This is a genomic window from Limnospira platensis NIES-39 (genome assembly GCF_026000695.1).
Taxonomy (GTDB): domain Bacteria; phylum Cyanobacteriota; class Cyanobacteriia; order Cyanobacteriales; family Microcoleaceae; genus Limnospira; species Limnospira platensis.
The window spans coordinates 4,894,272-4,917,957 of the sequence record NZ_AP026945.1 but is presented as its reverse complement, the minus strand read 5'-3'; the positions used below and the strand labels follow the sequence as shown (position 1 = coordinate 4,917,957).

20 protein-coding genes and 4 pseudogenes are annotated in these 23,686 nt (G+C 43.8%); 10 read left to right on the top strand and 14 right to left on the bottom strand.

All coding sequences use genetic code 11. The annotated features are described in order from the left end of the window. Positions 1 to 3: 3 nt before the first annotated feature. From N39L_RS24295 to ltrA (N39L_RS24280), 4 genes and pseudogenes are all read right to left on the bottom strand, one after another. Positions 4 to 1,344 (bottom strand): hypothetical protein, encoded by a 1,341-nt coding sequence (locus N39L_RS24295; RefSeq protein WP_006616540.1) that lies wholly within the window; start codon positions 1,342 to 1,344, stop codon positions 4 to 6. 39 nt (positions 1,345 to 1,383) lie between these two features. Then, positions 1,384 to 1,548, bottom strand: coding sequence for a hypothetical protein (locus N39L_RS24290; RefSeq protein WP_157888738.1), 165 nt, complete (start codon positions 1,546 to 1,548; stop codon positions 1,384 to 1,386). A 102-nt stretch (positions 1,549 to 1,650) separates the two neighbouring features. After that, positions 1,651 to 1,941 carry a hypothetical protein gene (locus tag N39L_RS24285; protein ID WP_006616539.1) on the bottom strand — a complete coding sequence of 97 codons (291 nt, stop codon included), beginning with the start codon at positions 1,939 to 1,941 and terminating at the stop codon, positions 1,651 to 1,653. Positions 1,942 to 2,048: 107 nt separating this feature from the next. After that, positions 2,049 to 3,835: pseudogene (gene ltrA / locus N39L_RS24280) on the bottom strand (group II intron reverse transcriptase/maturase). Positions 3,836 to 5,122: 1,287 nt separating this feature from the next. Here ltrA (N39L_RS24280) and N39L_RS24270 point away from each other — a divergent pair. The 4 genes and pseudogenes from N39L_RS24270 to N39L_RS24255 form a co-directional block, all read left to right on the top strand. Continuing rightward, the gene (locus tag N39L_RS24270; protein WP_014276141.1) at positions 5,123 to 5,347 is read left to right on the top strand and encodes a reverse transcriptase N-terminal domain-containing protein; all 225 of its coding nucleotides are present in this window, start codon (positions 5,123 to 5,125) and stop codon (positions 5,345 to 5,347) included. A gap of 21 nt (positions 5,348 to 5,368) precedes the next feature. Next, entirely contained in the window at positions 5,369 to 5,590 is a 222-nt protein-coding gene (locus N39L_RS24265; RefSeq protein WP_014276140.1) for a hypothetical protein, read from the top strand. After that, complete coding sequence (locus tag N39L_RS24260) at positions 5,550 to 5,801, top strand: reverse transcriptase domain-containing protein (RefSeq protein WP_014274778.1); 252 nt, start codon at positions 5,550 to 5,552, stop codon at positions 5,799 to 5,801. Before N39L_RS24265 ends, N39L_RS24260 begins: the two co-directional genes overlap by 41 nt. 860 nt (positions 5,802 to 6,661) lie before the next feature. Further along, positions 6,662 to 7,838: pseudogene (locus N39L_RS24255) on the top strand (group II intron reverse transcriptase); the annotation flags it as partial. A gap of 279 nt (positions 7,839 to 8,117) precedes the next feature. On the opposite strand, the gene N39L_RS24250 reads toward N39L_RS24255, so the two are convergent. Next, complete coding sequence (locus tag N39L_RS24250; protein WP_006615921.1) at positions 8,118 to 8,534, bottom strand: hypothetical protein; 417 nt, start codon at positions 8,532 to 8,534, stop codon at positions 8,118 to 8,120. 196 nt (positions 8,535 to 8,730) lie between these two features. Then, the gene (locus N39L_RS24245) at positions 8,731 to 8,859 is read right to left on the bottom strand and encodes a hypothetical protein (RefSeq protein WP_286131460.1); all 129 of its coding nucleotides are present in this window, start codon (positions 8,857 to 8,859) and stop codon (positions 8,731 to 8,733) included. Between the two features lies 1 nt (position 8,860). On the opposite strand from N39L_RS24245, the pseudogene N39L_RS24240 reads away from it, so the two are divergent. Then, positions 8,861 to 9,263 (top strand): annotated as a pseudogene (locus N39L_RS24240) (IS1 family transposase); the annotation flags it as partial. 104 nt (positions 9,264 to 9,367) lie between these two features. On the opposite strand, the gene N39L_RS33390 reads toward N39L_RS24240, so the two are convergent. The 5 genes from N39L_RS33390 to N39L_RS24220 form a co-directional block, all read right to left on the bottom strand. Further along, a complete protein-coding gene (locus tag N39L_RS33390; protein WP_014276618.1) occupies positions 9,368 to 9,838 on the bottom strand; it encodes an HNH endonuclease in 471 nt (156 codons plus the stop codon). Between the two features lie 150 nt (positions 9,839 to 9,988). Further along, positions 9,989 to 10,537: a reverse transcriptase domain-containing protein gene (locus N39L_RS33385; RefSeq protein WP_014275813.1), complete on the bottom strand. Its 549-nt coding sequence runs from the start codon at positions 10,535 to 10,537 to the stop codon at positions 9,989 to 9,991. Beyond that, positions 10,527 to 10,757: a reverse transcriptase domain-containing protein gene (locus N39L_RS24230; protein WP_014275812.1), complete on the bottom strand. Its 231-nt coding sequence runs from the start codon at positions 10,755 to 10,757 to the stop codon at positions 10,527 to 10,529. Before N39L_RS24230 ends, N39L_RS33385 begins: the two co-directional genes overlap by 11 nt. Continuing rightward, a complete protein-coding gene (locus N39L_RS24225; RefSeq protein WP_014275811.1) occupies positions 10,717 to 10,938 on the bottom strand; it encodes a hypothetical protein in 222 nt (73 codons plus the stop codon). The genes N39L_RS24230 and N39L_RS24225 overlap by 41 nt, the downstream gene beginning before the upstream one ends. Positions 10,939 to 10,959: 21 nt before the next feature. Further along, positions 10,960 to 11,184: a reverse transcriptase N-terminal domain-containing protein gene (locus tag N39L_RS24220; RefSeq protein ID WP_014275810.1), complete on the bottom strand. Its 225-nt coding sequence runs from the start codon at positions 11,182 to 11,184 to the stop codon at positions 10,960 to 10,962. A gap of 663 nt (positions 11,185 to 11,847) precedes the next feature. On the opposite strand from N39L_RS24220, the pseudogene N39L_RS24215 reads away from it, so the two are divergent. Next, positions 11,848 to 12,174: pseudogene (locus tag N39L_RS24215) on the top strand (IS1 family transposase); the annotation flags it as partial. Here the strand turns inward: N39L_RS24215 and N39L_RS24210 are convergent. Beyond that, positions 12,133 to 12,273 (bottom strand): hypothetical protein, encoded by a 141-nt coding sequence (locus N39L_RS24210; RefSeq protein WP_167538960.1) that lies wholly within the window; start codon positions 12,271 to 12,273, stop codon positions 12,133 to 12,135. The pseudogene N39L_RS24215 and the gene N39L_RS24210 overlap by 42 nt on opposite strands. Positions 12,274 to 13,164: 891 nt before the next feature. Between N39L_RS24210 and ltrA (N39L_RS24205) the strand changes: the two genes are divergently transcribed. Together ltrA (N39L_RS24205) and glgA are read left to right on the top strand one after the other, a co-directional pair. Continuing rightward, positions 13,165 to 14,916: a group II intron reverse transcriptase/maturase gene (gene ltrA, locus N39L_RS24205; protein ID WP_014276616.1), complete on the top strand. Its 1,752-nt coding sequence runs from the start codon at positions 13,165 to 13,167 to the stop codon at positions 14,914 to 14,916. A 483-nt stretch (positions 14,917 to 15,399) separates the two neighbouring features. Next, entirely contained in the window at positions 15,400 to 16,827 is a 1,428-nt protein-coding gene (gene glgA / locus N39L_RS24200; protein ID WP_006617251.1) for a glycogen synthase GlgA, read from the top strand. Positions 16,828 to 16,912: 85 nt separating this feature from the next. Here the strand turns inward: glgA and dxr are convergent, their stop codons facing one another. Next, positions 16,913 to 18,103, bottom strand: a complete 1,191-nt coding sequence (gene dxr / locus N39L_RS24195) for a 1-deoxy-D-xylulose-5-phosphate reductoisomerase (protein WP_014276615.1) — start codon at positions 18,101 to 18,103, stop codon at positions 16,913 to 16,915. A 92-nt stretch (positions 18,104 to 18,195) separates the two neighbouring features. Beyond that, positions 18,196 to 19,929 (bottom strand): glycosyltransferase family 39 protein, encoded by a 1,734-nt coding sequence (locus N39L_RS24190; protein WP_014276614.1) that lies wholly within the window; start codon positions 19,927 to 19,929, stop codon positions 18,196 to 18,198. A gap of 849 nt (positions 19,930 to 20,778) precedes the next feature. On the opposite strand from N39L_RS24190, the gene N39L_RS24185 reads away from it, so the two are divergent. After that, positions 20,779 to 21,339, top strand: a complete 561-nt coding sequence (locus tag N39L_RS24185) for a hypothetical protein (RefSeq protein ID WP_006617254.1) — start codon at positions 20,779 to 20,781, stop codon at positions 21,337 to 21,339. Between the two features lie 432 nt (positions 21,340 to 21,771). Beyond that, positions 21,772 to 23,637 carry a 3'-5' exonuclease gene (locus N39L_RS24180; protein ID WP_014276613.1) on the top strand — a complete coding sequence of 622 codons (1,866 nt, stop codon included), beginning with the start codon at positions 21,772 to 21,774 and terminating at the stop codon, positions 23,635 to 23,637. Positions 23,638 to 23,686: the final 49 nt, after the last annotated feature.

Below are 23,686 nucleotides of genomic sequence, written 5' to 3'. Positions count from 1 at the left end.
TAATTACCGTAATCTTTCATTAGGAACTTTTCCACTCAGTCTTAATTGCTCACCTTCCCCTGAGACAGCAATCTTATAAATCGCTAACTCAGGAGTTGCAGCTAAGGTTTGGGCGGTTTGATATGCTATGCGTCTTTGCCGGTATTCTTGATAAGAAAAATATCCCCAAGGAATTAAAATTAACAACCCGATAAATACTCCCAAACTAATCAGAGCCAGAGGTAGTCGCTTTAATTTTTTCTCAAATACAAATTTAATTAAACTTTCTAATAACTGATGTACAGCCAGCGGAATATTGTCGCGATCGCCATCAAAATTTTCGATAAATTCTCCGTAATCTAAAACAATTATACCCATAGTTTGTCGCATTTTTTCGATAAATTCTGGCGTGGGTTCCCCTTTAGTTACCACAGCTAAATAACAGTAACCCGCCACCTCTAGGATTATTTTAGAATCCCCATACTCAATCTCATTGAGTTCTGAATAATTATCAATTTGCACAATGCAATCATTCACAAAACTGCGAATAGCAGTTAACATCCCGGCTACCATTTCTGACTCAAGGCTATAGCTACCAGAAGCCTGCACCTCCGAAATCACTAACCCTGAGTTTTTATGAATTAAAAAGATGGCTTGAACTGCAAAAGGTAAAGATTCTTTGAGGATTAATTCTGCTTCCGAAACCACCTTCACCTTAGCTTTAATTTTCCGCGCCACTCCCTCAAAACTAAAAGCATTAGCTACTTTGTCGTTAATATTCTGAACAGCCTCGGCTAGATATTTGCTGATAGTATTACCAATCACAGGATATAAAGCATCTACCATCGCATCACTTTCTAGGCGAATTTGCTCCTTAATAGCTTTACCCATTTCTGGTGCTAAAGCATTAGCTATGGCATTTTGATCTAATTTTCTTTGCTCACGAAGCGCGATCGCTATTTCCGGCGCTAAAGCCTTCGCCACTTCTTCCGGGGCGTTTTTAATATGCTGAGAAATCGCCCCAGGTAATAAATCGGCGATCGCATTAATCATCCCCGACTTATCTTGTCGTTTTTTCCCCGCAATAATCTCATCAATAATCGGCACAATTGAGTCTATAACTTGTGGTTGAGACAGAAGCATTTGCTCATTAATGATAGCTGTTATAGCTGGGAGTAATAGGTTAAAAATCTTGCCAGGATCATCAAATTTATCCTGAACCGCTTGCAGTTTCTGTTCCGCTGACTGAATTGGGCTCTGTAGCCTCGGTAACTCAGTCTCAAGATAACTTTTAGTGACTTTTTCAAACTCCGAGAATTTGGAACCTAGCAGCAGATCCTGTAATGGGTCGAAAGGGTCGGACAAGTCCTGACTTAGATCTACTTCTGTATCGCTGGTTTGGTTTTATGGCGGCGCAGAAACAGAGGTTTTCTCCTCCTCCAAATCAGAACCATTATTATTATTTGCATGAGATTTAGCAGTTTCTCCAGACTGGACAGACACTGGATCATCAAAATACTTACTAAACTCATTTGGGGAAATTTCAATTAATCGAACCGCCTTAGTCACCACTTCCTCATCCTCTGGGATTAACTCAGAGAATGCTGTCTCTACCTGAGTCTCTATCTTCTTAGTAGTCTCTACCTTCTTAGTCTCTACCTGGGTAAAATCTTATGGTTGAGCAGAAAGTAGATCCTCCCTTTTCACACCCAGATTTTGTGAATTACTTTTCCGAGAATATGAGGATTTTTGTTCATGCTTAATATTGCTATTTTGAGATGGAGAATTATCAACTTTGGGAGTTTGAGGTGAGTTAGTGATAGATTCATCATTAGGCTTCCCAAGCAACACATCAATCAAAAGATCAACCAACTCATCCAGTTGTGGTTCAGACTCAACAGATTCTAACTCAACCTCTTGTGATTGATTTATGCTCTTGGGAGTTTCTTGCGATCTAGTCATAAATGCCACCCCTGATAGATAATTCAGTCAAGTAGGGGTCGAGAGATATGTCGCCATCTCCCCCTCCCATACAAAACCGTACTTGAGACTTTCACCTCATACGGCTCCTAATTTGATTGCTCCATTGTTAGGGATACAGCGTTGACATTATCTAATGCCGTCTTATCATCGCGGGTGTGGCGATGTAGTAGTTGAAGATTTTTGTATTCATCCTTTCCGCCTAAGCTTCGAGGTACAATGTGGTCTACTTCAATTAAATCCGATGGTGCAAAATACTGTCCGCACCAGGTACATCTGCCTTTTTGCTTTTTGAGTAGTTTTGCTACCCTATTTGGCGTGTCAATTGCTTGTCCTTTCCTAGTTGCCCAGTAAGTCCAATTTCCGTCATATGGTGTTGCGTCAGGGCGTATCAGGGTGTGTCTGACAATCGGAGTCCAATTATGTTGCCATAATGTGAGTCCATCCTTAGTCTGGAACAACCAAGATTCATGCCTTTCTTTCCCATTACTAAGTCTAACCGTTCCATGACTGAAATAGTTTCTTAGCTTCTTGTAACTTGTCTTTCCGCATCTTGATACTGTCCATGCCCTTAACATTAACCAGACTTTGTGGTCTAGCTTAACGAAGGTCTCTGATGAGACTACCGCTGAATAATAGTTTGACCATCCCCTTATGATTGGGTTTAGTTTGCTTATCAGGGCTGATTGGGGTGCGGTTTTAAGATTTTTTATTGCATCCTTAATCACTTCTGTGTGGGCTTTAACTGCTTTGTTGCTGGGTTTGATGTGAGTTTTGTGACCGATTGGACGGCTTGCTGCTCCACCAGTTTTCCCAGTTTTATATTTTCCTGCAGGATATTGCCTAATATTGAATCCTAGAAAATCAAATCCGGGTTCTTCAAGTTTTCCATCATATTCAATAGGATTGAGTGTATGACAGATTCGAGTTTTTCCCGGTTTAATCTCTAACCCAATAGGTTTTAACCATTCATAAATAGCAATCTTGCACTGTTCAATAATCTCTAGTGATGGTGATATCACTACAAAATCATCGGCATATCTTATTACGGTGGCTTTAATTTTAACCCCTTTTACTTTTGGATACGTTGTTTCAATTAATCTAGCCATGCCATCCAGTGCAATGTTGGCGAGTATTGGACTTATTACCCCTCCTTGAGGTGTCCCTGTTTCAGTATCCTCAAATACACCGTTATCTAGTACACCTGCTTTGAGCCATTGTTTTAGGTCTCTTTTCAGGCTGCTTGGACAATGAATTTTGGACAGTAGGTAATCATGGTTTATTCGGTCAAAGCATTTTGCTATATCTGCGTCCAATACATAATAACTACTATGCTTAATACATAGATAGATTCGTTCTATTGCATCTTGGGCAGACCGACCAGGTCGGAACCCATAGCTTGTGTCTTCAAATCTCGATTCCCATTCAGGTTCGAGAGCCGATTTAACCAAGGCTTGCCTTGCTCTATCTTGGATTGTAGGAATGCCTATTCCAGCTTTTTTCATCCCTACCAGGTTTTGGTATCCATACTCTCCTAAGTGCTTTTGCTTTGAGGTTTCCTTTAATGTTCTTAACAAGTTCAAACCTTTGTCTTGGCGAAATTGCTTTCATTCCATCGACTCCGGCTGTTTTCTTGCCTTGATTATCTTGAGTCACTCGCCGCACTGCTAAGAGTCGGGCATAATATGACTTCACCAATAGACGTTGCCACCTTCTTGCCTTCGCGTCCTGTCCCGATTTAGCTGCTTGAAATATCCTCTTTTGGAGCTTGAAAACTTTCCTCTGGACTTTCGCCCATGGGATTTGTTTCCATACAAACGCACGTCTTGATTGGTTTTGATTTCTCAAATCCTTTCTTTAAACTCGCTTTCGTCATAGTAACTCCTACTAGACTCTATTCTTTACAATCAAACCGTGACCCGTTAGCATATCCTTACCATTACAGTATGGCTTTGGCTTCTGGTCACATCTCACCCCCTAATAGGCTTGCGCTTACACTTTCACTACTGACTTTCTCGACCAGATTGTCAGAGCCTAGAAGGGGTTAAAACGTTCCGTTTATATGGGCATTCCATCTTTAGACTTGTCCTTTCCACCGGGGTACTTTTAAAGGTCTGTGTAGGTAGTTCAAAGAGCCTCCTACTTTTCCCCTTACTCTTTTTAGCGCAGTGTATCAACCTATTTCGCTGCCTGCTGTTGACGATGGTTCAAGTCGGACATTCAGATTTCCTTAGTCATGGATGGTTGGCAGTGGTCGGAATTTTGGGAATAGGTTTTCCCTCACGCCTTCCGTTCCCCGCTTCAATCTGACGGGGTATGATTCCTGAATCTGGGGGTGGCTATCGCCGTTACTCTTTTCCACAATCGCCCAAGTGGTTTTAATCCTCCATGTTATATAATTGAGTATTGCGATTTTCTTTGTGGAATTGACCTTGAGTTCCCTGCCTTGCTTTCGCTTTGGGACATATAAACAGTTATAGGGATGGTCAGGAGTACGCTCCTTATATTCAACCCCTTGGTTGAATACAAGAGGCTTGCCTCTGACCATCTCCATAACTGTTTATATGTCCCAACGTTTGGTATAGAAATATACAAAACAAGGCAGGGAACCCAAGGTCAAAACGAACTAACTCATACAAATTCCTTATAGGAAGCCCATAAATGGATAAGTAAAGTTAGGAAATTAGGGTAACGGCGATAGCCACCCCCAGTTTTGGGAATCACAACCTCAGGATTGAAGCGGGGAACGGAAGGCTCCGAGGTGTAACCCAACACCAGAATCGAGACCACTGCCAACCATCCATGATTAGGGAAACCGAATGTCCGGCTTGAACCATCGTAATAATGAAGTAGCGAAATAGGTTGATACGCTGCGCTCAAAAGAGTAAGGGGAAAAGTAGGATAATCTCGTCAATACCTACACAGACCTTTAAAAGTACCCCGGTGGAGAGGACAAATCTAAAGATGGAATGCCCATATAAACGGAACGTTTTAAATCCTCTTAGACTCTGATTATCTGGTCGAGATATCAGTAGGGATAAGTGTAACCGCAAGTCTCGGAGGATGTGAGATGTGACCAAAAGCCAACGCCCTGCTGTAATGGTAGGGATATGCTAACAGGTCACGGTTTGATTGTAAGGAATAGAGTCTAGTAGGTGTACAAATGGCGATAGCGAGTTTAAAGAGAGGATTTGGCAAACCCAGACCAATCAAGACTACGAACAACGCATGGAAGGCAATCCCATGGACTAAGGTTCAACGGAAAGTATTCAAGCTCCAAAAGAGTATATTCCAAGCAGCTAAATCGGGACAAGACGCAAAGGCACGAAGGTTGCAACGTCTATTGGTGAAGTCATATTATGCCCGACTCTTAGCAGTGCGGCTGTAGGGGCGGGTTCCACGGTCAGCCATGCTTCCCAACAGTCAGCTTAATAAACCCGCCCCCCAGGCGGGTCAAGGCAAGAAGACAGCCGGTGTTGATGGAGTAAGAGCAATCTCTCCAAGACAAAGGTTCGAGCTTGTTAAGAACATTAAGGGAAATCTCAAAGCAAAACCACTGCGACGGGTGTGGATACCAAAACCTGGTAGGGATGAAAAAAGCTGGAATAGGAATTCCCACAATCCAAGATAGAGCGAGGCAAGCCTTGGTTAAGTCGGTTCTCGAACCTGAATGGGAATCGAGATTTGAAAACACAAGCTATGGGTTCCGACCCGGACGGTCAGCCCAAGATGCAATAGCCAGGATTTACCAGAGTATCAACAAAGGTGAATATTTCGTGCTAGATGCAGATATAGCGTGCGAGACGTTTAGGAGTGAAATAGGGCTGCAATGCCTGAAATAACCTCCTAGTGGGACTTCCACCCCTTGGTGGAATATAAGGGATTCGCACCCCTGACCATCCCATAACTATCTATGTGTCTCAACATCTGGCTTCGACAACCAGATAAGGCAGAGAGACTCAAGGTCAAGACTGAGCGAAAAAAAAGAGGGAAGTTGTGAACCCCTTGAGTATAACGTAAGGTTGAGAGTAACGGCGGTAGCCACCCCCAATTTGAGGATTCACACTCAACGGGTTGAAGCGGGGAACGGAAGGCGTAATAGAGGAACCTACCTCTCACTCGAGCACTGCCAACCATCCATGATTAGGGAAACCGAATGTCCGGCTTGAACCATTGTAATGCGTCAGTAGCGAAATAGGTTGATACGCTGCGCTCAAAAGGGCGAGGGAAAAAAAGTAGGAGGCTGCTATAACTACCTACACAGACCTTTAAAAGTACCCCGGTGGATAGGACAAATCTAAAGATGGAATGCCCGCATAGATGGAACGTTTAAACCCCTCATTGGCTCTCAAGTGGCGGGATGTACCCGTGGAGTAGTGAAAAGTGTAAGCGTATGCCTTTAAGGGGAAAGGATGTGATTGAAAGCTAATGCCTAACTGTAATGGTTAGGATATGCCCACTAATCACGGTGTGGATATAGAGACCGCGATAAGTAAGAGTTTAATGGCAGCGAGTTGAAAGACTAACGCAAGCATATAGCTTTGAAAGTTGAGGTCATAAAGCAGGGGGTTGTAACCCTGTTCCCAGTGACAAAAGGGGTATCTACATCAGGAGCCGTGTGCTGGGAAACTCGCGAGCACGGTTTGGAATGGGAGGGGTAGGCTGTGAAGTTTATCTCGACCCCTAACAAAATGCTCTTACCGTGAACCATGAATACCTACTGTCCAAAATTCATTGTCCAAGCCGCCTAAAAAGAGACCTGAAACAATGGCTCAAAGCGGGAGTGCTAGATAACGGTGTATTCGAGGATACAGAAGCAGGGACACCTCAAGGAGGGGTAATAAGTCCAATACTCGCTAACATCGCACTGTTGGGGATGATTAGGTTAATTGAAAAACTGTACCCTAAGAAAACAGACAATCGCCCGTATGCGAATGTCATAAGATACGCCGATGATTTTGTGGTCATCTCAAAAGACCTAAGAATCATTGAACAGTGCCAAACTGCAATCACCGAATGGCTTAAACCTGTAGGCTTAGAAATAAAACCTGAAAAAACTCGAATCTGTCACACGCTCAAACCTATTGAGTATGATGATAAAACAGAGAAACCAGGGTTCGACTTTCTAGGATTCAATATCAGGCAATATCCAGTAGGAAAATATAAATCTGGAAAAACAGGGGGACCTAAGAGCCGATTAATCGGACATAAAACCCACATAAAACCCAGCCAAAAAGCAGTTAAAGCCCATACAGAAGTGATTAAAGGTGTAATAGAACAACATAAAACAGCACCTCAGTCAGCCCTGATTAGCAGACTAAACCCGATTATCCGAGGATGGTGAAACTATTATTCAGCGGTAGTCTCAACCGAGACATTCAACAAACTAGACAACATAGTTTGGCAAATGATACGGGCATGGACAGTGTCAAGATGCGGAAAGGCAAGCCATGAAAAGCTAAGGAATTACTTCAGAAATGGAACAGTTAAACTTAGCAATGGGAAAGAAAGACACGAAAATTGGATGTTCCAAACCAAAGATGGGTTACATCTATTCAAACACAACTGGACTCCAATTGTCAGACATACCTTAATACGCCCTGACGCAACACTTTATGACGGAAATTGGACCTACTGGGCAACCAGGAAGGGACGAGCAATCGATACGCCAAATAGGGTAGCAAAACTACTCAAAAAGCAAAAAGGTAGATGTACCTGGTGTGGGCAATACTTTACCCCATCAGACTTAATTGAAGTAGACCACGTTGTACCTAGAAGCCAAGGCGGAAAGGATGAATACAAGAATCTTCAAATATTACATCGCCACACCCGCGACAATAAAACAGCTCTTGATGAAAGAGATGTTGCTGTACTCTTAACAAAGAGACGGTCAAACTAGGAGCCGTATGAGGTGAAAGTCTCATGTACGGTTCTGCTGCTGAATGGGAGGGGTAGACCGTGAGGTCTATCTCGACCCCTAATCAATTAAATATCAGTATACATATTAGTATCCGCCGCATCTTGAAGCTGTGGCACAAACTCCGTCCCCTTTAGCTTCATCCCCATTTCCAACAGTATTTCTGCCATATCATGTTTAGAAACTTTGTCATTTCCCCTCATCGACAAACGTTGATAAAGTTGTTAAAATACCTCACTTGTTAAATTCCTAAAGTCTTCTTGCCACCTATCTCTAGTTTGCTAGTTTGGTTGAATTCATCACGGAGCAGGTTAGTTTGAGTATCCAGAGATTGATCCAAAGATTCAATACTGTTAGAAAACTTACGATTGATTCTCTCAAGATGCTGTCGCAGTTCCGGGGCTTCTTCTTTACTCTCTGTACTTAGAGATTTAAACTTTTTATCAAAGGCTTCGTTAGTCGCCCTAATGTCAGTCGAAAAAACACTTTTTAGCTGTTGTGCATAATCATGAAATTCTTGCTGAAGCCTAGATAAATCCGACTCCATTTTCTCGAAGCGGTTATTAAACTCCCGGATATTAGAACCAAAAATAATATCGCGAATTTTCTCAATATTAGCTAATTTTTCGCGCATTTCTTCTTTAGTTATATCGGACATAATTTCTCCTGGTAGTTGTAGCAGTTATCCTGGTTACGGAATATTTTGGGCTATCCTCCCGACTTAGCCCTGTGGATAAAGGGGGACATTTCCCAGACCCTATGATTGATAATTTTTGGGCTTTTTCCCCTAGGGCGGTTCTCGGGGGGTTGAGGGTTAGCGTGGCGAGATACACTCTCTTGGAGTCTTCCAGTCCTTACCCAGACTGATAGTCCGAGTCCCGCTGACCAAATATCAATGCTGGCTTTTCTGAACCTACCCCATAGCTGTTGGCTTGGCTTTGTAGGTGTTGCATAATAGAAAATGATATTCTCAAATAAATCAAGATGGATTGTCCTTATTGCCAAAGCCATAAAGTAGTCAAAAATGGTCATCGTCAGGGAAAACAGAGTTACCTGTGCCGTGAATGTGGTCGCCAATTTCGAGAAAATCCCTGTCCTGGAGGTTACAGTTCTGATGTCAAAGAGCTTTGTGTGAAAATGTCCCTCAATGGCATGGGATTTCGAGCCATTGAGAGAGTCACTGGTATTTCTCACAACACAATACTTAACTGGGTTAGAGTTGCAGAAACCCAGATGTGATGAGGAAAACTATGAAATTCCTGAAATAGCTCAAATTGATGAGCTTCAGACTTTTGTGGGTTCAAAAAAAACCATCTGGGTCTGGACAGTTGTGAATACCAAACTGCCTGGAATTCTGAAGTTTGTCATAGGCGACCGCTCATTGCTGAATTAGGGGTCGAGATAGACCTCACGGTCTACCCCTCCCATTCAGCAGCAGAACCGTACATGAGACTTTCACCTCATACGGCTCCTAGTTTGACCGTCTCCTTGTTAAGAGTACAGCATCATCTCTTCATCAAGAGCTGTTTTATCATCGTGACAATGGCGATGTAATAGTTGAAGATTCTTGTATTCATCCTTTCCGCCTTGGCTTCTAGGTACAATATGGTCTACTTCAATAAAGTCTGACGGGGTAAAGAATTGCCCACACCAGGTACATCTACCTTTTGGTTTCTTGAGTAGTTTTGCAACTCTATTTGGCGTATCGATTGCTTGTCCTTTCCTGTTTGCCCAGTAAGTCCAATTTCCGTCGTATGGTGTTGCTTCCGGGCGTATTAGGGTGTGTCTGACAATTGGAGTCCACTTATGTTTCCATAATTGGATTCCATCTTTGGTCTGGAATAACCAAGATTCATGCCTTTCTTTCCCATTGCTAAGTTTAACCATTCCATGTCTGAAATAGTTTCCTAGCTTTTCGTAACTTGCCTTTTGGCATCTTGATTTTGTCCATGCCCGTAACATTTGCCAAACTATGTTGTCTAGCTTATTGAAGGTCTCTGTTGAGACTACCGCTGAATAATAATTTGTCCATCACCGAATCATCGGGTTTAGATGTTTAATCAGGGCTGATTGAGGTGCAGTTTTAGATTGTTTAATTACACCTTTTATCGCTTATGTGTGGGCAACTGCTTTTGGGCTGGGTTTTATGTGGGTTTTATGTCCGATTAATCGGCTCTTACGTCCCCCTGTTTTTCCAGTTTTATATTTTCCTACTGGGTATTGCCTGATATTGAATCCGAGGAAATCAAACCCAGGTTCTTCTGTTTTGCCATTAGACTCAATAGGTTTGAGTGTGTGACCAATTCGAGTCTTTTCGGGTTTAATCTCTAATCCTACAGGTTTTAACCATTCGGTGATAGCAGTTTTGCACTGTTCAATGATTCCTAGGTCTTTGGAGATTACCACGAAATCATCGGCGTATCTTATAAGGTTTATCTGAGTGGTTGTTCCTTTGTTAGGATACATTTCTTTAACTAGCCTTTCCATTCCCAACAGTGCGATGTTGGCGAGTATTGGACTTATTACCCCTCCTTGAGGTGTCCCTGTTTCTGTATCCTCTAATACACCGTTATCTAGCACGCCGGCTTTGAGCCATTGTTTCAGGTCTCTTTTTAGGCTACTTGGACAATGAATTTTGGACAGTAGGTAATCATGGTTCACGGTAAGAGCATTTTGCTATATCGGCATCGAGAACATAATATTGTCCTCGATTTATGGCAATATAAATTCTGCCAATTGCGTCATGGGCGGACCGTCCGGGACGGAACCCGTAGCTTGTACCTTCAAATCTCGATTCCCATTCAGGTTCGAGAGCCGACTTGACCAAGGCTTGCCTTGCTCTATCTTGGATTGTGGGTATTCCTATTCCAGCTTTTTTCATCCCTGCCAGGTTTTGGTATCCACACCCGTCGCAGTGGTTTTGCTTTGATATTTCCCTTAATGTTCTCCACAAGCTCAAACCTTTGTCTTGGAGAGATTACTCTTACTCCATCAACTCCGGCTGTCTTCTTGCCTTGACCCGCCTGGGGGGCGGGTTTATTAAGCTGACTGTTGGGAAGCATGGCTGACCGTGGAACCCGCCCCTACAGTCGCACTGCTAGGAGCCGGGCATAATATGACTTCACCAATAGACGTTGCCATCTTCGTCCCTTAGCGTCTTGTCCCGATTTAGCTGCTTGAAATATACTCTTTTGGAGCTTGAATACTTTCCGTTGAACCTTAGTCCATGGGATTGTCTTCCATGCGTTGTTCGTAGTCTTGATTGGTTTTGGTTTTCCCAACCCTTTCTTTAAACTCGCTATCGCCATTTGTACACCTACTAAACTCTATTCCTTACAATCAAACCGTGACCTGTTAGCATATCCCTACTATTACAGCAGGGTGTTGGCTTTTGGTCACATCTCACATCCTCCGAGACTTGCGGTTACACTTATCCCTACTGATATTTCGACCAAATAATCAGAGTCTAGGAGGACTTAAAACGTTCCATTTATATGGGCATTCCATCTTGAGATTTGTCCTTTCCACCGGGGTACTTTTAAAGGTCTGTGTAGGTGATGAAAAGATTACCCTACTTTTCCCCTTACTCTTTTGAGCGCAGCGTATCAACCTGTTTCGCTGCTCAATAATGACGATGGTTCAAGCCGGACATTCGGTTTCCCTAATCATGGATGGTTGGCAGTGGTCGCATCTGGTAGTAGGTTCTACTTCACCCCTTCCGTTCCCCGCTTCAGTCCTGGGGCTATGATTCCCAAAACTGGGGGTGGCTGTCGCCGTTACTCTTTACTCCCTGATTTCTCAGTTGGTTCATGACCTTGAGTTCCCTGCCTTGTTTGGATTTTTCCAAACGTCGGGACATATAAACAGTTATGAGGATGGTCAGGAGAGATCTCCTTATATTCAACCAAGGGGTATAAATCCTCACCAGGCAGTTATTTCGGGCATTGCAGCCCTATTTGATGCCTGAACGTCTCGCACCTTTTACCACATTATGGCAAATGATTCAGGGCTGGGCTTGTTTTCTATATATTACGGACGGATACAAAGTTTATCCTTGCTTAATTGAGGATTGCAATCATCTAGTCAGCAAAACGGCTATGACAAGAGTAGAAGGAGAAAACTGCCGTCTGAGGCACTATTTAGCCAGGCTACATCGCAAAACTTTGTGTTATTCCAAGTCCACTGAGATGTTGTACAAATCAATTCGCTTACTTATCTATTATTTGAAGCATGGACAACTTCCTCCGTTCTCTTCATCATTCCTCACTGTGCAATACCAGATTGTGAGTAATATCTGAGTAACTAGGCATAGTTATCGGGTTAAGTAAATTCCGGTTATCGTCGTTAGGATAAGGCTTTAAGTTAAATCGGGATAACAGGTATTCAACCTGCACCATAGTCAATCAGGACACCAACCACAACCGGGTTGGTGTCAATAATTAAACTAATCCCAGATGCTATTAGCAACATACAATGGTTGAACAAAAAGAGCGACGCACTCCCCCACCTGCCTGCGGCGTGGGGGTCAAGGAGCGGAGATTGTGGTATAGTTCTTCTATCTGTGCGAGACGTTCAGGCATGAAATAGGGTTGCAATACCCGAAATAACCGCCTGGTGGGGACTTCAACCCCTTGGTTGAATATAAGGATCTCGCTTCTGACCATCCCCATAACTGTTTATATGTCCCAACGTTTGGTATAGAAATATACAAAACAAGGTAGGGAACTCAAGGTCAAAACGCAAAATCGGAAATATTAATGATTCTTTAACAATTGCGTAGAGAGTAACGGCGATAGCCACCCCCAATTTCAGGACTCACAACCCGTCAGATTGAAGTGGGGAACGGAAGGCTCCGAGATACAACCTAGTATTGGAACCATGACCACTGCCAACCATCCATGATTAGGCGTGAGCCAAATGTCTGACTTGAACCATCGTAAGAACTAAGTAGCGAAATAGGTTGATACGCTGCGCTCAAAAGAGTAAGGGGAAAAGTAGGAGGCTAGATAAACTACCTACACAGACCTTTAAAGTACCCCGGTGGAGAGGACAAATCTAAAGATGGAAAGCCCATATAAACGGAACGTTTTAACCCCTCAATGGCTCTGAATCATTTGGTCGAAATGTTCAGTAGTGAAAGTGTAAGCGCAGGCCTTTGAGGGAGTGAGATGTGACCAGAAGCTAACGCCCGGCTGTAATGGACGGGATATGCCAACGGGTCACGGTTTGATTGCAAGGATAGAGTCGATTAAGGGTTAATATGACGAAATCGAGTTTAAAGAACGGATTTGGGAAAACCAGACCAATCAAGACGTGCGTTTGTATGGAGAAGTATCAACTGGACTAAGGTTCAGCGATACGTCTTTAAGCTCCAAAAGAGGATATTCCAAGCAGCTAAATCGGGACAGGACGCGAAGGTTAGAAGGTGGCAACGTCTATTGGTGAAATCATATTATGCCCGGCTCTTAGCGGTGCGACGGGTGACCCAAGACAATCAAGGCAAAAAGACGGCTGGAGTAGATGGGATGGTCGTAATATCCCCTAAGCAAAGGTTAGAAATGGCTGAGAAAATCAAGGGAAACCTCAAAACAAAACCACTACGAAGGGTGTGGATTCCAAAACCTGGAAGGGATGAGAAACGTCCTCTAGGGATACCCACAATCCAAGATAGAGCCAGGCAAGCCTTGGTGAAATCGGCTCTCGAACCCGAATGGGAAGGGAGATTTGAAGGCACAAGCTACGGGTTCAGACCAGGCAGGTCAGCCCATGACGCGATTGGTAGAATATACACGGCCATAAATCAGGGTCAATACTATGTCCTTGATGCGGATATAGCGAAATGCTTCGACCGAATAAACCATGATTACCTACTGTCCAAAATTCATTGTCCTAGCGTAATTAAACGCGACCTGAAACAATGGTTAAAAGCAGGAGTGCTAGACAATGGCGTATTCGAGGATACAGAAGCCGGGACACCACAAGGAGGGGTAATAAGTCCAATACTCGCCAACATTGCACTGGATGGAATGGCTAGGTTAATTGAAACAATGTATCCAAAAGCAAGTGGGGGTAAAGTTAAAGCCACCCTAATAAGATACGCTGATGATTTTGTAGTGATATCACCGTCACTGGACATCATTGAACAGTGCAAAACTGCTATTTCCCGTTGGTTAAAACCTATAGGATTAGAGATTAAACCGGAAAAGACCAGAGTGTGTCATACACTTAACCCCATACAATATGAAGGGAAAACAGAAGAACCTGGTTTCGATTTCTTGGGATTCAATATTAGGCAATACCCAGCAGGAAAACATAGAGCGGGGAAGATAAATAGGGACACAAGGAAAACCTTTTTAACCCACATCAAACCCAGTAAGAAGGCAGTTAAAGCCCAGATAGAAGTGATTAAGGGTGTAATCAAACAACATAAGACAGCACCCCAATCAGCCTTGATTAGCAAGCTAAATCCGATAATACGGGGATGGTCAAATTACTATTCAGGGGTCGTTTCAATAGAAACCTTCTCTAAGCTAGACCACATAATTTGGCAAATGTTAAGGGCATGGACAGTCTCAAGATGCGGAAAGGCAAACTACGAAAAACTGAGTAATTATTTCATACCTGGAAAAGTTAAACTCAGTAATGGGAAAGAAAGACAAGAAAGTTGGATGTTCCAAACCAAAGATGGGTTACATTTCCACAAGCATAGCTGGACGCCAATTGTCAGACATACCCTAGTGCGCCCGGATGCAACACCATACGACGGAAATTGGACTTATTGGGCAACCAGGAAAGGTCAGGCAATCGATACACCAACAAGGGTAGCAAAACTACTTAAAAAGCAAAAAGGTAGGTGCGCCTGGTGTGGGCAATACTTTACCCCATCAGATTTAGTTGAAGTAGACCACATAGTACCTCGAAGCCAAGGTGGTAAAGAGGAGTACAAGAATCTTCAACTATTGCACCGCCACTGTCATGATGATAAAACGGCACTAGATGAAGCCGATGCTGTGTCCTTAACAATGGAGCAATCAAACTAGGAGCCGTGTGAAGGGAAACTTTCATGCACGGTTCTGAATGGGAGGGGGTGAAGGTGACTTCACTCTCGACCCCTAATCAACTGGCACGGTAATGGGCGGGCATAGAACCCGAACTCCCCAGAGACACGATTGGTTGAGAAAGGTAAAGCGGCTTATAAGTCCTCTGTAGTCGGTTAATCAACGTCAGACTCAGGGCAAAACTATTCATCAGCCCGAAGCGGAAACGACTTAGGGGTGTATGCGGGCAAAAGTTCCCGCAACACGGTGAGAATGCCACCTGTCACGAGGGATAAATCCTTGTCCCCACCCCCACCTCGCGGAACGCAGGTGGCGGAGCATTCATGTGTGAACGTTGATCACTTCTTGCTCTAGGCTGACCGGTGGGATCATTCTAGGTACTTTCGGAAAAATGTAAAAATATTGCAACGGCCTCCGGTATGATCACGTTACGCATCTCGATCTAAGGGAACGCAAAATACAATTATGCGAATTTTATTTGTAGCGGCGGAAGCGGCACCCCTGGCCAAAGTCGGGGGTATGGGGGATGTCGTGGGTGCTTTGCCCCAGGTCTTGCGGGCAATGGGCCATGATGTCCGGGTATTTATGCCCTACTATGGCTTTTTACCAGACAAAATCAAAATACCCAAGGAACCTATATGGTGGGGAACCGCCATGTATCAAAAATTTGCGGTTTTTGAGACGACATTTCCCAAAACTGATGTTCCATTATATTTATTTGGACATCCTTCGTTTATGCCTCGTCGGATTTACTATGGAGAAGATGAGGATTGGCGGTTCACCCTATTTGCGAATGGGGCTGCTGAATTTTGTTGGAATTACTGGAAACCCCAAATTGTTCACTGTCATGATTGGCATACCGGGATGATTCCCGTATGGATGAAAGAAACCCCTGATATAGGTACTATCTTTACCATTCATAATTTAGCTTATCAAGGACCTTGGCGCTGGTTTTTGGAACGGATTACCTGGTGTCCTTGGTTTATGGAAGGTCATAATGTCATGGCGGCAGCGGTTCAATTTGCTGACCGGGTAACTACAGTATCTCCCACTTATGCTAGTCAGATTCAAACGGCTGGCTATGGGGAAAACATGGAAGGTTTGCTCTCCTATATAAGTGGCAAAATGTCGGGGATTCTTAATGGGATTGATACGTCGTCTTATAACCCGGAAAACGATCGCTATATCGTGGAAAACTTTAATGCTGATACCGTGGAAAAACGGAAAACCAATAAAGTTGCCCTTCAGGAAGAGTTAGGACTAGAAGTTAACTCCGGTGCCTTCCTGATTGGTATGGTAACACGACTGGTGGAACAAAAAGGACTCGATCTAGTAATTCAAATTATGGATCAGTTTATGTCCTTTACTGATTCCCAATTTATTTTACTGGGAACAGGCGATCGCTATTACGAAACCCAAATGTGGCAAATGGCATCCCGCTATCCGGGGAGAATGACGACCCAAATTCTGTTTAATGATGCCCTATCACGGCGGATTTATTCTGGTGCGGATGCCTTAATTATGCCCAGTCGTTTTGAGCCTTGCGGAATTAGCCAAATGTTAGCAATGCGTTATGGCTGTATTCCCATTGTGCGGCGTACAGGAGGCTTAGTCGATACGGTATCCCATAACGACCCAGTAGGGGAAGGCGGCACAGGTTACTGTTTTGACCGCTACGAACCTCTGGACTTCTTTACGTCTATGGTTCGCGCTTCGGAGGCTTTCCGCTATAAAGACCATTGGCGGCGACTCCAACAGCGAGCCATGCACCAAAACTTTAGCTGGGAAAACTCAGCCCGGGAATACATCAAGGTTTATGAGGAAGTAGCGGGATACTATTCCTACCAACCCCCAACCCCTGAAGCAGAACCGGAAACTGGTGTCACTACTTAGGGCAACACTCCATTATTAGCTAAAAGACCCGGTTTCTCTAGTTCCCACTGGACACAGAAACCGGGTTTTTCTGGGATAGAATCAACTACAAAGCGATCGCCGTTTTTTGATGAACCCTTGCACTAGCCTCTATAACTGCTTGACGCGCCCATAGGTCGGCGGCTAAGATGTCATCCAAACTAGGATTTTGACAATTATCTTGTTCATGGCGCGCGCACACCATTTCAATGACCTTGGGAATATCCAAAAAGCTAATTTTTTCATCTAAAAACAGAGCCACAGCCTGTTCATTAGCGGCATTTAACACGGCTGGCATAGACCCCCCAGACCGTCCGGCCGCGTATGCTAACTGCATACAAGGATATTTTTGATTATCTGGTGCTTTAAAAGTCAAATTACCAGCTTTGACCAAATCCAACTGTTCCCAATCGGTATAAATTCTTTCCGGCCAAGATAGAGCATATAATAGGGGCAAACGCATATCCGGCCAACCCAACTGCGCCAATACAGAAGTATCCTGCAACTCAATCAAAGAGTGAATAATACTCTGGGGATGAATGACAATATCAATTTGATCATAATCCAAACCAAAGAGAAAATGAGCCTCAATCACCTCGAGACCCTTATTCATCATGGTAGCGGAATCAACGGTAATTTTACGCCCCATGGACCAATTAGGATGCGTAGTTGCATCAGCCACTGTGACCTCGGTTAACCTTTCTACAGGCCAATCACGAAAAGCGCCCCCAGAAGCTGTCAGAATAATCCGTCGTAAACCCCCAGAGGGAACCCCTTGCAGACACTGAAAAATAGCGGAATGTTCGGAGTCAGCGGGTAACAATTTAACGCCATATTTCTCAATCATAGGATTGACGACAGGTCCGCCAGCGATGAGAGTTTCCTTATTAGCCAGGGCGATATCCTTACCGGCTTCAATAGCTGCAATTGTTGGCAATAGTCCGGCACAGCCAACAATACCAGTCACCACAGCTTCCGAGTCTCCATAGCGGGCAACTTCCACTATACCAGACTCTCCTGCTTCTATAATGGGTTGGGGGTCAAGATCGGCGATCGCCTCTCGCAATTCCCACAACTTATTCTGGTCACAAATAGCGACAATTTCCGGCCGAAACTGTCGCACCTGTTGCGCCAGGAGAGTGACATTACTACCTGTGGCTAATCCCACAATTTTAAACTTGTCGGGGTGATGAGCAACAATATCGAGAGTTTGAGTACCGATAGAACCTGTAGAACCGAGAAGAGTAATTGCCTTCATGTCTTTTGCTAACTTATGTTATTAAATAACCATAGTATCTGTAAGTGTCACCCCCATGCAAACCCCATCAGCAAATTAAAGCACAATTCCCCTCATAAACTCTCATTATACCCACAGCGATACATCCGCAAGAAATAACCCCGAACGCGAGATTTTACCCCCAATTCTCGCTCACAATTAGACCCGGAATGGTCAAATTCAGCGGCAAAGTTAATCAACCATAAATTCATGGGTTGCGGCCATCTATTCAGAGTCTTAACTAAGGTATTGGTCGAAGTTAAAGAATCACCATCATGGCGATGCGCCAGTAGAAAGAAAGGGGAATTTTCCCGGATACCTAACTTTTGTAATTCCCAGGCAATTCCCATCATTTCCCCGGTTTGTTCATGGCTTTTGTGAACGGTGGCAATTAAGGTGGGAATATCTGACCTTAAATAAGCGGATATTTCCTCAGCGACAAGTTCGGGGCGATCGGGTTTGTGGTAAGCTAAGTTATACACTACCATTAACCCACCTAATAAAGACATGAAACCTATAAAAGCGATCGCATATCGTCGCCATTGAGATTTTCCGGGAAACTCCCAACTTTTAGCTAACCCGGCGGCCAGGATTAGTAACACGACGGGAAAATAAATAAACTGATATCGGGCTGCTAGGGTTAAATCCAAACCAATAGCCCAAGCCATGCCGACAAATATAGCCATAATCACCAAAGTAAAGCCTAGCCATAACTTCAGTGATTCTTTGTGGCGATCGCTTGTCAACTTCCAACCATCAAATAATAATTTGATTAATACCCCTAAAACCAGCAAAGCCACGGCACTAGAAACTATAATAATGGGCAAAGGTTGCTTTTCGACGGGTAACATAATCACCATAGTAATCACCCAAGCGATTAGCCGAAAAATGGGCTCAATAAAATGATTGCGACTCGGTAAAGTCCAAGCAATTAACTGGCTATCTCCGGTGGAAATTTTCAGAAAAATTGGCAACCACACCAAGCTACCGATAGCTGTACCTAATGCGATCGCATAAAACCCTTTCCAGAGTTTCAGCTTGGGAAACCGTAGAGGATAGTAGCGGATATCCTGAATCCAAAATGCCAAAACTATTAACCCTTGGGCTATCAGGAGGAAGATAAAAAAGAAATGCACGGCCATTGCTAGGCTATTAACTATGACAGTCACCAAAACCAGCCAGACCGGGAGAGAGATTTGTGCTTTGAGGCGTTCAATAGCGACCGTGAGACAGGCGAAAGATGCGATCGCCAAGAACATTGCCAAAGTGTAGTGTCGTGCTTCCTGGGCTAAATATACCCCAAATGGTGAAACGGCCATGAACGCCGCCGCCAGATGTCCAACGAGTACAGATCTAAAACATAGCCACCCCAAGCCAAATATAGCGGGAACTGTAGCGACCCCAAATAGAACACTAAGGGATCTGGCTATATAAATTGAGACTAAATCCCCCGGAGTTCCCCACCAGTGAACCCACAGATGGGTCAACCAAAAGTAAATGGGGGGATGGTTACTTTCTGTAAATAGCCTTTCGGAAACGGAAGCGATCGCCATATGATCGCCCAAGTGTAGGGGAAACAGCAGTAATTCTGGAGCGATCGCTGTATCCAAGGGGACCCTATGGAAACCATGACCCAGGCTAAAGGCTAGGGTGGCGAATTCATCACTCCAGATTGGTTTAGCTTCTAAGTTGATCAGACGCAAAATTAAGGCGATCGCGCACCAGACCAGTAGTAAAACCAAATTAATGCGATCGTGCTTAACCCAACTTTCCCAGAGGTGAACCCGCTTTCCCATATTCCCCGCCATATTTGAGGCTACCAGAGTAGTATTCTGCCACAGTCCAGGAAACGGGACAAAAAAAAAGAGAGAACTGCCTGAGCAACTCTCTCTACCATCAGGGTGCATCTACATAACACAATATAGCCTTTTTGCTATGAGGGGTCAAGCCCCCTATTGTAAAGATTTGGTAAAGGAAACTCTCAGCAACCAAAATGGGCACAAAAAAACGCACCGGAATGCTTTTGGCTTCCGGTGAGAACAGTGGGTCATCGAAACTAATCGCCTCAAAGCATGAGAGCAACCCTCTCTGGCTGAGGTAGAATGATGATAGATGTTTTGAGTAAAGGAAATGCACCCTGATGAAAAAACACCCTAATGATCGATAAACTTTCGGATAACTTTGGTAGATTTCCTATCCGCCCGACCCCCTGAACTAGGGGAATCAGGTCGGATTTGAGTGGACAACTCACGGACACTACGGACAAGCTCAATTCCTGTTACCGACCAATCAAGGTTTGCGAGTCTGTATTAATTATTACAGGTCGGTTTTGGAGATTTCAAGGGGTCTATTGCAATCACCCGCTTTTTCTGAAAGTGGGATAGCTGTTTTATAGACCATTAACCGGAAAAATCCCCGCCATGCTTGGTTTTGTTCCTGTCCAACTCCCCAAAATCAAGATCCTATTTCTCAGTGGTAGCTAAGTGACTCTGGCTGAAAAATTAATGTCGTACCCCGGTACTGATAGACTGTAAAAAGTCAGGAGCGATCGCCATGATGGGAAATATCGATTTCAACACACCAAAGTTAATCCAGTCTTACTGAAAACTGAATAGTTTCACCCAGATTTTATCATCGTCAGCAGCGAACCAATTGAGATGGATACTAAAACAAGACGGCAACCGACCCATAATTTAGTGAGGCGACAAGCCACACCAAAAGAACGAGAGTTAATCCATCTGCTGGCTAACCTCGGATGTTCCCAAGCTAAATATGGTCTTAAACACGCTACCAGTAAAGGGGTTATTTCACCGGAAGAAAGACTACGTTTAGCAGAATGGCACTTTCTGAGACTCCAGCAAATCAGAAGGATAGAAAGAAGTTTAGCTCCCGTGGCTACCCTGAAACGGGTTTATTTTAAAACCAACCTGGGTCCGCGCGACCTCAAATCTTTAAAACTGGTTTGGGTCGAGGACGACAAAACAAGGGTTAAGCGAGTCCCCCCGGAGTTAGACGAAATCCTGAGTGATGCTTTAGACAAGGGAGACACTCTCAAACAGATATTTTATATCGTGGAGAACAAAGCCCGGTTATTTGCTTCAACTCCTGATGGGGGTAAAATCCCTCTGTGGGTCAAAGAATGGGAAGATTCAGGCTATGAGGTAAATTTCTTTCCTCCCTCGTTTGCTAAGTGGGCAAATATTGTCGATCTTTCTTAATCCGTGAAAACTTGGCTTAACATTCCTCATTATTGAGGAATGTGCCACACCCCAATCAGGGGAGTCTCAATTCTATCTATTTGACCTCCCTCCCTCTCAGATGCGATCGCCAAGAGAACAAACTATTCTGTATAATTGACACTTACAATTTTACTCCCCATTCTCCTGCTTAATCGCAGATGTAACCGCCTCCACGGAGAACATTCACCAAACAACCTCCTGTCATTTCTCTGGAGGAGAAAAGGCTCCCCATGGTAGCTGTTAGTAGTTAATCCGTTAAATTACTGACACTGACGAACACTCAATCATGAAGTTAAGTAAACCCATTGTGAAATCGTAGGAATTGCTTTATACTGAGTTTATCAGTGCGGCGACAAGCAAATTTACTCAAAAGCTCAAGGCTGCTATTCAGGTCATCTTAGCTCATCAACCATGGCATTAGTCATCCCTGATTCAATCCCATCGAAAGCCAGCAAAGGAGAAAAAATGCTGTTCCGCTTGTTGCGGGATGAACTACCTGACGACTTCTTTGTTTACTATGAACCCATTACCAGCGGATTTTACCCCGATTTTATGATCCTTAGTCCCAGCTTCGGTTTACTGATACTAGAAGTTAAGGGGTGGTCAGTTAAACAAATCCACAAAGCAGATAGTTTTTTCTTTCATATTGAACAAGACGGTCAATTAGAGCATTGTCAGTCTCCTATGAGACAAGCGAAAGGCTACCTAGATGCTCTGCTTTCCAAACTTAAAGGCTATTCTATCCTGTGCCAAGATGATGGAGATTATCAAGGTAAGTTGGTATGTCCTATCGGTGTCGGTGCAGTGATGACTAATATCACAGAAGCACAGGCGCGGGAAAATCATATTTATGCCTTACTAGAAAAGCCACAGGTCTGCTACAAAGATGAACTGATGACATGGCAAGAAATCGGAGAAAGGGCGCTGATTAAACGCCTGGAAGCCATGTTTACCGTCCGATTTAAATTTGCAGATTTAGAAGATGACCAAATTAATACTATTCGAGGGGTAATTCACCCAGAAGCTCAGGTTAGACAAGAACCAGCTAAACCTAGCAGTGTCCCGGAAGGTAAACTGGTTAAGCCGGATGCTATTATTCTGACAACTCTCGATTATCGCCAGGAACAATTGGCGCGTTCTTTAAATTCCGGTCATCGACTATTTTCGGGAGTCGCAGGTAGTGGCAAAACTTTGATTCTTCTCAGTCGCGCTAAAATTTTAGCGGGAGGTTGGACAGATACGAAAGTCCTAATTCTCTGCTATAATGTTGCTTTGGCATCTTATTTGCGATCGCTCATCAAAGAAGACTATAACCTTTTATATCACCGACGCATTGAAGTTATGCACTTCCATGCTTGGGCAAAATCCGTCCTCAGAGGTCTACCCAATCCTAACCATTTTAAAGACGACGATATATACGACTATGAAATGGGTACTAGGCTGTTAAATGCACTGCAAAAAATTCCCAGCGATGACAGGTGGGATGCCATCTTAATAGATGAAGGTCATACTTTCCATCCTAAGTGGTTTGAATGCTGTACGGCGGCTCTCAAAGACCCAGAAGATGGCGATTTAGTAATTGTATCCGACCGTTCCCAGAGTATTTATCGCCGACATAAGTTTACCTGGAAATCTGTGGGAGTGAAAGCAAAGGGGAGGATGCGAAAACTTACCCAAAACTACCGGAATACTGAGGAAATATTACAGTTAGCATGGGCTATGGTTTGTGATCTATCTTCAGCAGAAGATGATGAACTGGAAGATGAGACATTTCCTGTGGTAGAACCCTTGGCAGCAGTTAGACATGGTAAGATACCACAGCTTCATATCAAACCAAACCGTATGGATGAAATTAATGGTGTAATTGACACTATTAAGAAGTTAGTAAATGAGGGATATAAACCTCATGAGATTGCTGTGATTTACCGCTATAAGGGAACAAATGAGAGTCAATCTTTTGAGCATCTAATTAAAACCCTAGACCATATCGGAATGGGAGTTTTTTGGGTGAATGATAATAAACATGACCACAAAATTAACTACTGTTCTAGTCATCCTGGTGTCAGGGTGGTTACTGGTAAATCAGCTTTGGGTTTAGAGTTCAAAGCTGTAATTATCCCGTGGGTGCAGCAGTTTGGTGTGGGTGAAAAAGCAAAGGCTCGCCGGGAATTTTATGTGGCAATGACCCGCGCTCAGGATGTGTTATATCTATTTGGATCAGGTTATTTTGATTTCCTGAGAGAGTTGAAGATGTGCGATCGCTTAGTGGTAGCTTAGTCCCCTTCCTATGCCCTAACTATAATCATCTAAAATTGAGGAATTGATT